10 protein-coding genes are annotated in these 11259 nt (G+C 38.2%); 8 read left to right on the top strand and 2 right to left on the bottom strand.

Annotation, left to right across the window (positions count from 1 at the left end; genetic code table 11):
• The first annotated feature begins 191 nt into the window (after positions 1-191).
• The 3 genes from FPQ13_RS07025 to FPQ13_RS07015 are packed head-to-tail and all read left to right on the top strand — an operon-like array spanning position 192 to position 3084.
• Positions 192-1361, top strand: coding sequence for a DUF418 domain-containing protein (locus FPQ13_RS07025; RefSeq protein WP_186279589.1), 1170 nt, complete (start codon positions 192-194; stop codon positions 1359-1361).
• An 18-nt stretch (positions 1362-1379) separates the two neighbouring features.
• On the top strand, positions 1380-2585 hold the full coding sequence (locus tag FPQ13_RS07020; RefSeq protein WP_144088623.1) for a DUF2157 domain-containing protein: 1206 nt from the start codon (positions 1380-1382) through the stop codon (positions 2583-2585).
• Positions 2575-3084: a GDYXXLXY domain-containing protein gene (locus FPQ13_RS07015; RefSeq protein WP_144088622.1), complete on the top strand. Its 510-nt coding sequence runs from the start codon at positions 2575-2577 to the stop codon at positions 3082-3084. The genes FPQ13_RS07020 and FPQ13_RS07015 overlap by 11 nt, the downstream gene beginning before the upstream one ends.
• 44 nt (positions 3085-3128) lie before the next feature.
• Here the strand turns inward: FPQ13_RS07015 and FPQ13_RS07010 are convergent, their stop codons facing one another.
• Positions 3129-4319, bottom strand: a complete 1191-nt coding sequence (locus FPQ13_RS07010) for an ornithine--oxo-acid transaminase (protein ID WP_144088621.1) — start codon at positions 4317-4319, stop codon at positions 3129-3131.
• A 256-nt stretch (positions 4320-4575) separates the two neighbouring features.
• Between FPQ13_RS07010 and FPQ13_RS07005 the strand changes: the two genes are divergently transcribed.
• From FPQ13_RS07005 to FPQ13_RS06990, 4 genes are all read left to right on the top strand, one after another.
• A complete protein-coding gene (locus FPQ13_RS07005) occupies positions 4576-4950 on the top strand; it encodes a YisL family protein (protein ID WP_144088620.1) in 375 nt (124 codons plus the stop codon).
• 101 nt (positions 4951-5051) lie between these two features.
• Positions 5052-6476: an alpha-amylase family glycosyl hydrolase gene (locus tag FPQ13_RS07000; protein ID WP_144088619.1), complete on the top strand. Its 1425-nt coding sequence runs from the start codon at positions 5052-5054 to the stop codon at positions 6474-6476.
• Between the two features lie 87 nt (positions 6477-6563).
• Entirely contained in the window at positions 6564-6788 is a 225-nt protein-coding gene (locus FPQ13_RS06995; RefSeq protein WP_222103147.1) for an SHOCT domain-containing protein, read from the top strand.
• A 407-nt stretch (positions 6789-7195) separates the two neighbouring features.
• Positions 7196-9322, top strand: a complete 2127-nt coding sequence (locus FPQ13_RS06990) for a heavy metal translocating P-type ATPase (RefSeq protein WP_144088617.1) — start codon at positions 7196-7198, stop codon at positions 9320-9322.
• A gap of 123 nt (positions 9323-9445) precedes the next feature.
• On the opposite strand, the gene FPQ13_RS06985 is transcribed toward FPQ13_RS06990, so the two are convergent.
• Complete coding sequence (locus FPQ13_RS06985) at positions 9446-10306, bottom strand: DegV family protein (protein ID WP_144088616.1); 861 nt, start codon at positions 10304-10306, stop codon at positions 9446-9448.
• Positions 10307-10402: 96 nt separating this feature from the next.
• Between FPQ13_RS06985 and FPQ13_RS06980 the strand changes: the two genes are divergently transcribed.
• Positions 10403-11251, top strand: coding sequence for a YitT family protein (locus FPQ13_RS06980; protein ID WP_144088615.1), 849 nt, complete (start codon positions 10403-10405; stop codon positions 11249-11251).
• Positions 11252-11259: the final 8 nt, after the last annotated feature.

Below are 11259 nucleotides of genomic sequence, written 5' to 3'. Positions count from 1 at the left end.
TCAGACCGAAAGCGAGGAGGGGAAATAACCCTCCACCGGATCACCCTACTTTTTTACACAAACTTATTGACGGTACCTTATAGAGGAAAAAATGTATTTTTAATACTCTAAAAAAAGTTAATTTTAACTAATATTCAAATCTAATACTTGTTCCTATACAATAGAATAAGGAATGATAAAGGATGGATGTTATGAGCACACCTACAAAGAATCGGATTATCGCAGTTGATGCCATTCGAGGTTTTTCTTTATTTGGTATTTTAATCGTAAATATACTTTCATTTCATTCGCCTCACTTCATGTATGGGGGAAAGCAATCATTTTATGAAACGATGGCAACGAATGGAGAAATAGTTGATAGCAATCTTATACTGACAGTGATTGACCTCTTTTTCCAAGCGAGCTTTTATCCATTATTCTCGCTCTTATTCGGTATCGGTTTATGGATCATGTATGAAAAAAGAGATTCCTTGGAAGCGAATCGAATATTAATAAAGAGAATGTTTATTTTAATGGGGATTGGACTTTTGCATGGAATCTTTATTTGGTATGGGGACATTCTGTTTTCGTATAGTATTGTTGGATTGATTGCCATTCGCTTTCTGCAAGTTTCAATTAAAAAGTTATTGATTTGGGCAATAAGTTTATTAGCTGTTCCTACTATATTGTTCACATTGGCTGCTTATTCAGTTCGAGAGCAAATGTTAGTCGTTTATGAGCGTGAAATCAATAAAGCTACCGAAGCTTACCGAGGTACATATAGTGAAATTTTTCAACAAAATTTATCGGATTGGCTATTGATGGTTGATCCGATTCAACTACTGCTTACAGTCATGACTATTTTACCGATGTTTTTATTCGGAATCATAATCGGGCGTACCCGATTGTTCGAAGACGTGAATAAGTATAAGCAAATGATCTGGCGAATAATTGGAATTTCATTTGTTATTGCTGTCGTTTTTAAAGCTGGACCATACTTGTTTGAAAATAAGACTTGGTTGAATTTTATGCAAGATTCTATTGGAGGAAGCGCTGCAGCAATTTTCTATTTCTATGCACTACTCATGCTTCTTTCTTCGTTGCAGAAGACTTCTATTCTTGTGAAGTTGTTTTCATCTGTAGGCAGGCTATCGCTATCGAATTATTTGCTCCAAAGTATTATTGGGTTTTGGCTATTCTACGGAGTCGGTATGAATCTGTACGGCACACAGTCATTAAGTAGTTTATTGTTGATCGTAGTAGTCATTTACTTGTTCCAATTGGTAGTTAGCTATTTTTACTTAAAAAGATTTCGAATAGGCCCATTTGAATGGATCTATCGTTCGTTGACATATGGCAAGATGATGGGATTCAAAAAGTAATAGAAGGGGGGCAGCAAGATGAAAAATCAATGGTTAGAAAAAGAATCGAAACGGTGGGTGGATGAAGAAATAATCGACACGCAACAACGAAAAGCTATTCTGAGCCTTTATCCAGCTAAGAACAATACATCGATTTTCTTCACATTCGCTTTTATTTTATTTAGTTTAGCTGTATTGACCTTTCTGGCGTCCAATTGGACAGATATTTATCCATTAATCCGAACAACGCTATTACTAGGTTTTCTGATCGTCTTCTATTATTTGGGAACGAGATGGATTGAGGATGGCAAGCGATTAATTGGTGAAGTCAGTTACTTAATCGCTTTACTGTTATTTGGCTTATCGATTTTCTTAATTGGTGAGATGTATCATTATCACTTTAATAGTATTTTTGCCTTCCTGGTTTGGAGTTTCGTTGCTTTGCTGCTCTATTGGAGTTATGCAAGTCGGTGGATTTGGGCAGCGGGTGTTCTAATCATTGTTGTCGGCCAAATGGTTAATTTATTTGGCCTTCGTGAATTTAGTTGGATCCTTTTTGTCTTATTTGTATTAGCGTATGGTCTCATTTTATATGCCCGAAATATACGGTGGATGGCTATTGTGTATAGCATCGCTTTCTTCATCCAAATTCTCGGCTTATCAGCTGAGAAATTATCACTTGTTTGGGTAACGTTTTTCTTAATTTCATTGTACTTTATCGGAAAACTTAGCCAATCGACAGTCGTCGGAAGGGTACTTCATTCTTTGGCGCCTGTTTATATGTTTTTGTTTGTCGTTTTTCACGTGTTATTGATCAGTGCAGATCTTCATTTTTATGAAGAAATCAATGTCGTTTATTTTGTCATTCATATATTTTTGATGAGCTTAATCATCTTATATTTATATATGAAAAAAGAAATATTCTCAATCGTCCAGCTAGTCATTTTTATACCGACCTTTGTTATTCCTGAGGTGAGTGATTATGTGGCGTCAATCGCGTTGTTCATTTTCTCTGTGTCTCATTTGATGGAAGGGTTCAAATTTAAAAATCAACGTCATATGAACTTTGGAACTGCTACCTTTTTAATCAGTACATTCGTTGTATATACAAAGGTCGCATGGGGCTATTTAAGCCAATCATTATTCTTCTTAGTTGCAGGAGTTATTTTACTTGCGATCGGTTACTTGCTGAATCGACAACAAAAAATGTATATCGAAGAAGGGGGAGAGGGCAATGATTCGTAAAAAGCTGTTGATGATTCTTGTTGGCTTTCAGGTCCTCTTTTTGATCGGTATGGTGTTGTCTGGGTATGTGATCGAGCGAGTAGGCGATACAATCACCTTGCAAACGAAAGCAGAGCCTTATGATTATATCGTTTTTGAAGATGAAATTACCTTGAACTTTACAGCAGAAGAAATTCGTCCAGAGAATTGGTTCATGTCAGGTGAGCCAGAATCGAATCAAATTATCTATGTATTGTTGACACCGAGTGAGCAAGGTTATTACCAAGTGAAAGCTGCAAGCGATAAAAAAATGGATGCAGATAAAAATGAAGTTATTATAAAAGCACGATATTCATACAAAGATCATGAACAGAATCATATTGTTCGATTTGGCATTGATCATTATCGAACAGATACATCAAAATTTGCGATTAACAGTTCATACCCGAGGTTTAATGTTGAAGTCGCACTTTCTCCATGGGGACAAAGTAAAGTGGTCGATATCGAAGTCATCGATTAAAAAAATCAGTTAGGAACATAATGTTCACTAACTGATTTTTTTCGTTATAGTACTTCTTTAATCTTGTCAATTGCCCAATCCAAGTCTTCTTTTTCGATGATCAATGGAGGGGCGAACCGGATGACATTATCATGTGTTTCTTTACAGAGTAATCCTTTTTCCTTCAAAGCTTCGCAGTAAGGTCTTGCAGATTCGGTCAGTTCAACACCAATAAAGAGTCCACGTCCGCGAATTTCTTTGATTTTCGGATTGTCGATTTCACGAAGTTTTTCCAGCATGTAATTTCCAAGCTCTAAGGAGCGTTCAGCTAACTTTTCTTCCTCCAATACTTCTAATGAAGCAATGGATACTGCTGAAGCTAATGGGTTTCCACCGAAAGTCGATCCGTGTGATCCCGGATTAAAAACACCTAAGATATCTTTATTGGCAACGATACATGAGATCGGGAAAACTCCACCGCCGAGTGCTTTTCCTAAAATCAATACATCTGGCTCGACATTCTCCCAGTCACAAGCAAACATCTTACCGCTTCTTGCAAGTCCTGCTTGGATCTCATCTGCCATATAAAGAACATTGTTTTCTTTACAGACGTCATAAGCTTCTTTTAAATAACCTTCTTCAGGAATATTAATTCCGGCTTCTCCTTGAATCGGTTCAAATAAGAACGCAGCTGTATTTTCTGTAATTGCATTTTTCAGTGCGTCGATATCTCCGTAAGGAATTACTTTAATTCCTGGTAACAACGGTCCATAGCCGCGCTGGTATTCTTCTTCGGATGATAAAGAAATAGCTAACATTGTACGACCGTGGAAGTTCCCCTCACAAACGATGATTTCCGCTTGGTTATCAGCAACTCCTTTCACGTTGTAAGCCCAACGTCTTGCTGCTTTGACAGCTGTTTCAACGGCTTCTGCTCCTGTGTTCATCGGTAAAGCCATATCTTTGTTCGTCAACTTACAGATTTTTTCATACCATGGACCTAACTGATCGTTATGAAACGCACGGGAAGTGAGTGTGATTCGGTCCGCTTGATCTTTCAACGCTTGAATAATCTTTGGGTGCCGATGACCTTGGTTAACAGCAGAATAGGCACTAAGCATGTCCAAGTATCGATTACCTTCAGGGTCTTCTACCCAAATACCTTCTCCTTTTGAGATAACAATTGGTAGAGGGTTATAGTTACGTGCACCATATTGATCCGTTTGTTCAATAATTTGTTCTGTTTTTGTACCCATTAAATCTCCTCCGTTACCGGTATTCTGTTCCAACTTTCATTATAACGTGAATAGTTATCTCTGTGAACTATTCCCTGGAAACCCTTACAACCATTTTGCGTTAAGTGATTTTATTCTTATGTACAGTTTTTTCTATGAAACAGGAAATATTCTGCTGATTAGTATATCTGTATAAAATGTTTAAAAGTTGTCAATCAAATGATCACATGGAATAATGAGAGATGATAGGATAGTTTAGAGAGGAGGACGATAGAAAATGACCCATTTACACATTACTACATGGGCTGTCGGAATTATTTTATTTTTTGTTGTACTAGCACTAACGGGTAAAGAAGGTAAAGAAAAAGCCGCTAAGATTACCCATATGGTACTTCGACTATTCTATGTTCTTATTTTGCTGACAGGTTTAGAATTGTTTTTCCGATTTTATATCGGTGCACCATGGTCAGAGACTACGGAAGCTTTGGTTAAGTCGGCCGGTGGTGTTTGGATTATCGCAGCAATGGAAATGATCTTGATCCGTGGCAAAAAAGGGAAACCCACTTTCGGTGGCTGGCTTCAGTTTGCCATTGCATTGATTTTGACAATTGCTTTAGGATTTGGACGTTTACCGATGGGGATTTTGCCATAATGTGATTGAAAAGCCTCTTATATGAGGCTTTTCTCATGGTTGAAAGTAACAAAGCTATGAATGGAACTTCTACGAAATTTACATAAAAAGTGGTGAGGAAAATGGTTAAACGATTAATTTATGGGGCGTTCATTTCATTTATGATATTCACAGGACTGCAGGTAGCTCCACTATCCGCAGAAGAGGACTCATCCCATTTTTACTATTATATATTAGTCGATCGCTTTGAAAATGGAACAACTGAAAATGATACAGACAAAATTGATCGGGACTCGACAGCTGGCTTTTATGGCGGTGATTATCAAGGGATTCAAAAAAATATCGATCATTTGAAAACGATCGGTGTTACAGAAGTGATTCTTTCGCCAATCGTTGAGTCAGAGGATTATTTAGGTCAACAAGTTAAGTCATTTGAGCAACTTCAAGAAACATATGGAAGTGAAGAGGAACTAAAGCAACTCGTCGACCAGTTACATGAAGCTGGTATTGATGTGTTGGTCCATGTTCCATTACAACAAGTGAGTACTACTTCGGATTTGGTAGGCCGGGATTGGATTCAAGCAGATGGTGAGATTGACTTCAATAATGAGTCTGCAGTGGAGTATATTTCAGATCGACTAAATGATTGGATAGAGCAATTTCAGTTCGATGGTTATTACATTGAAAATGCAGATCAGTTGCCTACAGAATCACTTGAATCGTTAACGAATCAAGTGGAAGGATTTTGGCTAGGTGGCATTTCAGATGAAGCTGCTTTGGAAAATGGAATAGACATCTTTGACATCTTTGATCAGGTCGTTCGATTTGGGAATTATGAGGAAACATTCTCGCGCTTTACGGGTTATGACGCAGATTTCACTTCATTGTTGAATCAACCGTTATTCCAGTCGAATGATGTTGCTCACTACATTGACTTTAAGCACACTGACCGTTTCACACGAGCATTGGAGCCGACAGGGAATCATCCGGTGACACGGTGGAAATTAGCATTGACCTATTTATTCACTGTGCCGAATGATCCGATAGTATTCCAAGGTACTGAAATACCGATGGATGGATCGATTGATGACCTCTCTACACATAAAATGATCAATTTCCTTGCCGGTGATGATCAAGTATCACGTCACGTTGAGAAACTATCAAGTATGCGAGAGGAATACGAATCGTTACGTTCTGGAGAGATGAAAATTCTCCACGATGAAGATGGTTTTCTCGCTTTTGAACGTATTTTAGACGATGAAAAAGTTTATGTGTTAATTAACACGACAGAAACTTCTCAGCATATCAATTTAACGGATATTGAATCAGGGAAAGAACTGCAAGGTTTGTTAATTAATGATCTCGTACGAGAAGGGGACGATGGAGAGTACCGGATTGCAACAGACAGAGAATCCGCGAACATCTTTGTCGTTAAAGATAATAGTGGGATCTATTGGCCAATAACACTTGTATTTGTCGGTGTTATGGGAGTCTTTATTTTCTTCGCGATCACAATGTATCGTAAACAGCGACATAAAAATATTTAACATAGACAACACGGGTATTCGCTAAACATTAGCGGATTTCCGTGTTTTTATATAGTTACTTCTTATAGGGCAAAAGGGGTGTTCATGATGATGCACGGCTATGATATGGGGAGTTTTTTTGGTTGGGGATTTCTTCAATTAATTCTCATCATTCTATTAATTACTTTTCTTTTTTGGGTTTTTAATAAAAGTAATGAATCGAAGATGAATTCATCAGAAGATCAATCGATCAAAATACTGAATGAACGATTGGCTAGAGGTGAAATTACTGTAGAAGAGTATGATCGTTTAAAAAGGAAAATTAACAGTTGAATAGAGTAACAAGTTGTAAATCAGGTTTCCATACTTGATCAGCGCTCTCGACAATGGAAGCGCGAAAAAATGGTCGTCTTCCATACTCGATAAGCGCTCTCAACACCGAAACGCGAGAAAAAGGTGGCCTTCCGTACTCGATAAGCGCCCTCAACAACGGAAGGATGAGAAATCGTAAGCCTTTCGTATTCGAGAGGCGCTCTCCTCCTATACGAATTTTCAGCTTTAATTCTTGCTCCCTCGGATGTACAGCACCCTTTATAGCACTTTTCGTTAACTTTCTTCGGCACTTCAGTGGTATTGATTTCGCTCACCTAACTATTTAAAGTATGTTTAATTAAAAAAATTGTTTCAATATACCTATATAGGGTATAATACAAGTAAAATATACTATAGGGGGGTAAAAAGTGAGCGAATCTCATAACAATAGCAATCATAAATCACATAAAGAAAATAATCATCCAAGTCACCATGAATCTCACGAACAAAAGGGTTATGACTCACACGGGGACCATGAAGGTTATGACTCACATGGAGGTCACGGAGGTCATGGCTCACATGGAGGTCATGAAGGTCATGATCATGGAGATATGATTATAGAATTTCGCAACAAGTTTTTCATTATACTTGTAGTGACGATTCCAATCATGCTTTTATCTCCGATGATCCAAAGTTTCATGGGAGTCGATTGGCGTTTTTCAGGTGACCTTTACATTGTAGCTGTATTATCAACTTTCGTTTATTTCTACGGTGGTTGGCCATTTCTTAAGGGTGCTGTCGATGAACTAAAAGCAAAAGAACCCGGCATGATGACTTTGATTGGGACAGCGATATCGATTGCATTCTTTTACAGTATTGCAGTCGTATTCGGTTTTAATGGCGAACAAATTTTTTGGGAATTGGCGACGTTGGTTCTCATTATGCTTCTTGGACATTGGATCGAAATGCGATCAATTAACAATGCATCAAAAGCATTGGAGTCGCTGGCTTCGCTCATGCCGAACACTGCAAATCGAATCAAAGAAGATAGTGATGAAATCGAAGAAGTAAAAATTGATGAAATTCAAGCAGGAGACTTATTACTCGTCAAACCGGGTGAGAAAATGCCATTAGATGGGACGATTGTAAAAGGCACTTCTCAAGTAGATGAGTCGATGCTGACAGGTGAATCGGTCCCTACAGAAAAAACGGTTGATGATGAAGTAATCGGTGGTTCAATTAATAGAGAAGGTTCTCTTACAATCAAAGTAGAAAAATTAATGGATGAATCTTATTTGAACCAGGTCATCGAAATGGTCAAAGAATCGCAAGAAACAAAATCGAAGACGCAAGATATAACAAATCGAGCGGCCAAGTGGTTATTCTATATTGCCTTAGCTGCTGGAATCATCACATTTATCATTTGGGTCAGTATCGGTGCCGATATAAATACAGCAATTCAGAGAACGGTGACAGTGATGGTCATCACCTGTCCACACGCTTTAGGGTTGGCAGCACCACTCGTTGTCGCGGTCTCTACGACTTTATCAGCTAAACATGGTTTGTTAATCAGAAACAGACCACAATTTGAACAAGCACGAAACATTGATGCCGTTATTTTTGATAAAACAGGTACGTTAACGGAAGGAAAGTTCGGCGTCACGGATATTCAATCCTATAGCGATATGAAGGAAGAAGAGGTACTAAGTTATGCGGCAACAATTGAAAATGATTCCGAACACCCAATTGCGTCAGGTATTATTAATGAAGCATCAGAACGAAATTTATCACTTCATGAGTTGACTGATTTCAACTCGATCACAGGTGTCGGAATTGAAGGGACGATTAACGATAAAAATGTGAAAGTCGTCAGCCCAGGATATATTACAAAACAAGGCTTCAATTTCGATGATGAAAACTTTAATAAATGGTCTGAACAAGGAAAAACAGTAATATTTCTAATCGTCGATGATGAATTAAAAGGTGCTATAGCACTAGCGGATCAAGTGAAAGAAAGTTCTAAAGAAACGATCGCAGCGTTACACAAAAGGAATATTAAAGCGATTATGTTGACAGGCGATCATCAAAAGGTAGCCAATTATGTTGCAAAAGAAATTGGCATCGATGAGGTATACGCTGAAGTATTGCCAGACCAAAAAGCTGAGAAAGTTGAAGAAATTCAGCAACGTGGTTTAGTTGTCGCCATGACGGGTGATGGCATTAATGATGCACCTGCACTGACAAAGGCGGATGTCGGTATAGCAGTGGGTGCAGGCACTGATATTGCGATGGATAGTGCTGACATCGTTCTCGTCGACAGTAATCCGAAAGATATTCTAGCGATATTCAGCCTATCTAAACGGACATTTAATAAATTGGTTCAAAACTTGATATGGGCAACTGGGTATAACATTTTTGCTATTCCATTGGCAGCAGGTGTTCTAGCCCCATGGGGAATTATTCTAAGTCCAGCTGTCGGTGCCATATTGATGAGTTTGAGTACAATCATCGTAGCCATCAACGCACAGTTATTGCATCGGTTTGAGATGGAGTGATGAGAAAAGCGTTTTGGGTGCAATAAATGGTTATAAAAAAACTGAAATTCGATTTCTCTAGTCGAATTTCAGTTTTTATTTGTGATTTAATATTTATTGTCTATAAGATTTATAAAATAATTTCTAATTTCGAGTCTCATTCAAGAAAAACAATGCAATGGTTCCTGGACCTGAATGCGCACCAATTACGGCCCCGACGTCTGTAATAATAATATCTATCGGGTTTACTTCTTGACGTAGTAAATCAGCTAGTTTTTCTGCTGTTTCCAAATCGTCTCCGTGTGTAATGGCCAGTGTTTGATTTTCAAAGTCTTGTCCACGTTCTTTGGCCAATTCGATCATGCGGTTTAACACTCGCTTAGAACCACGGATTTTTTCAAGCGGGACGAGCTTCCCGTCTTCTACATGAAGTAGAGGCTTGATGTTGAGTAGTCCGCCGACGAAAGCTTGAGTTTTACTGACACGGCCGCCACGCTGTAAGTATTCCAACTTATCAACAGTAAAAATATGCTCCATATGCTTAACATAAAAATTGGCTAAGTCGAGTAAGTCTTGAACAGTTGCCCCATCTTTAGCTGCCATCGCTACATGATAAGCGATCAAGCCGTATCCCATTGAAGCAGCGCGAGTATCGATTAAGTAAACCTCATTACCTGGGAACTCTTCATCCAACTGTTGCTTGGCGATGACTGCACTTTGATATGTACCTGATAACTCTGAAGAGAATCCAATATAAATGACTGGTTTATTTTGTTCACTATGTTTCTTGAAAACTTCATAAAAAGCTTCTGGTGAACCTTGAGAAGTCTTCGGTGTTGCTCCTTCACGCATGGCATCGTAAACTGTTTTAGGGTCGATTGTAATATTGTCGAGATACTCTTCACCATTTAGATGAACAGCTAACGGCACCATTTCTAACGACAATTCTTCGTAATATTTTTTCGGTAAGTCTGCCGCTGAGTCAATGACAACTTGAACGTTCATAGGTTTCCTCCTAGAAATTTCATTCTATTGCTATTATACTTTAGTTTAATGGTCTATTGAAAAAACGTCAATGTCATAATGAAAGGGAGGTCCCGCATGTTTTTCTTTGAAGCAAAGCGATTTGTCATCGTTATACTAGGTGCATTACTAAACGCAATGGCTCTAAATTTTTTCTTAATTCAAGCTCACGTATATGCAAGCGGCTTTACAGGGATTGCCCAGTTATCAGCTAGCTTCGCGCAAGATTTTATGGGTGTCAATATTAGTACAGGTATTTTACTAGCTTTATTAAATATCCCCGTCATTCTTTTAGGGTGGTTTAAAGTTGGCAAAGGATTTACAATCTACAGCATTATCTCTGTTGCTTTTACTACAATTTTCTTGGAAACAATCCCATTTGTTACGTTTTCAGAAGAAATATTACTGAATGCGGTATTTGGTGGTTTGTTATCTGGTATTGGTGTTGGAATCAGCCTCAAGTGGGGGGCTTCTACAGGTGGAATGGATATTATTGCGATGGTCTTATCCCGTATCAAAGATCGCCCAATTGGTATTTATTTCCTGGTTATGAATGCAATGATTATCTTTTTCGCTGGTTGGTTATATGATCCAGAAAAAGCGTTATTTACTTTAGTGACACTATATGTAACGACACGAGTAATCGATGCACTTCATACGCGTCATAATAAGTTGACGGCTATGATTGTCTCAACAAAAGGGGATATGCTTACTAAAGCGATTCACTCTCGAATGGTACGAGGAATTACTCGTATCCCAGCAAAAGGTGCTTTTACTGGTGAAGACCGTGAAATGTTATTTATGGTTATCACGCGGTATGAATTATATGATCTTGAACAAATAGTAAAAGATACAGACCCTAATGCTTTTGTGAATATCGTTCAAACGACAGGTGTGTTCGGATTTTTCCGTAAAGATGAGGATTAACTGTAACT

Source organism: Allobacillus salarius, assembly GCF_007559425.1.
Lineage (GTDB): Bacteria > Bacillota > Bacilli > Bacillales > Alkalibacillaceae > Allobacillus > Allobacillus salarius.
Note: the sequence above shows the minus strand (reverse complement) of the source record. Positions and strands in the feature narration are given on the sequence as shown.

Bases quoted from the DNA above. Each gene is read 5' to 3' on its own strand.
- FPQ13_RS07025 (WP_186279589.1), top strand. From the start codon at position 192: ATGAGCACACCTACAAAGAATCGGATTATCGCAGTTGATGCCATTCGA.
- FPQ13_RS07020 (WP_144088623.1), top strand. From the start codon at position 1,380: ATGAAAAATCAATGGTTAGAAAAAGAATCGAAACGGTGGGTGGATGAA.
- FPQ13_RS07015 (WP_144088622.1), top strand. From the start codon at position 2,575: ATGATTCGTAAAAAGCTGTTGATGATTCTTGTTGGCTTTCAGGTCCTC.
- FPQ13_RS07010 (WP_144088621.1), bottom strand. From the start codon at position 4,319: ATGGGTACAAAAACAGAACAAATTATTGAACAAACGGATCAATATGGT.
- FPQ13_RS07005 (WP_144088620.1), top strand. From the start codon at position 4,576: ATGACCCATTTACACATTACTACATGGGCTGTCGGAATTATTTTATTT.
- FPQ13_RS07000 (WP_144088619.1), top strand. From the start codon at position 5,052: ATGGTTAAACGATTAATTTATGGGGCGTTCATTTCATTTATGATATTC.
- FPQ13_RS06995 (WP_222103147.1), top strand. From the start codon at position 6,564: ATGATGCACGGCTATGATATGGGGAGTTTTTTTGGTTGGGGATTTCTT.
- FPQ13_RS06985 (WP_144088616.1), bottom strand. From the start codon at position 10,306: ATGAACGTTCAAGTTGTCATTGACTCAGCGGCAGACTTACCGAAAAAA.
- FPQ13_RS06980 (WP_144088615.1), top strand. From the start codon at position 10,403: ATGTTTTTCTTTGAAGCAAAGCGATTTGTCATCGTTATACTAGGTGCA.